1 protein-coding gene and 1 pseudogene are annotated in these 595 nt (G+C 69.5%); both read right to left on the bottom strand.

The features are described from left to right. Window positions 1-14: 14 nt before the first annotated feature. Window positions 15-395: a diacylglycerol kinase gene (locus AC1D15_RS36230; RefSeq protein WP_477829891.1), complete on the bottom strand. Its 381-nt coding sequence runs from the start codon at window positions 393-395 to the stop codon at window positions 15-17. A gap of 42 nt (window positions 396-437) precedes the next feature. Continuing rightward, a pseudogene (locus tag AC1D15_RS36225) lies at window positions 438-595 on the bottom strand (RDD family protein); the annotation flags it as partial.

Genomic DNA, 595 nt, shown 5'->3' with positions numbered 1-595 from the left:
AGTCGGGGTCGGGCTCATGGCATGAAGCGGTGCCACAGCGCGGCCAGCCAGATGCCGCCGCACAGCATCAGCGACAGGAACACGGYGGCGCTCGCCAGGTCCTTGGCGCGCTTGGAGAGGTCGTGCAGCTCGAACGACACCCGGTCGACCACCGCCTCGATGCCGGAATTCAGCAGCTCGACGATCAGCACCAGCAGCACCGATCCGGCCAGCAGCGCGGTCTCGATCCAGGTGCGGCCGAGCCACAGTGCGGCGGGCAGCAGGAAGACGGCGAGCCAGGTTTCCTGGCGGAAGGCGCTCTCGCCGTGGTAGGCCGTTTTCAGGCCTTCGATGGAGTAGCCGGTGGCGCGGATCACGCGTTCCAGACCGGTGCGTCCTTTGTAGGGATTCGTCATGGGCCGCGATTGTGCCCTGAGCCGATGACGGCCCGATGCGCGTCAGGCCGGGCGGGCCGGAGGAGGCGAGGGCGGTGCGTCGACCAGCCGGGTGCCACACAGCGCGTCGTGCCAGAACTGACGCTGCGGGTGCAGCAGCGCGAGCAGCGCATAGGCGGCGATGCCGACGCCGATCGCCGCGAACAGGTCCTTGCCGGCCC

Source organism: Rhizobacter sp. P2_H2, from assembly GCF_056403375.1.
Note: the sequence above shows the minus strand (reverse complement) of the source record. Positions and strands in the feature narration are given on the sequence as shown.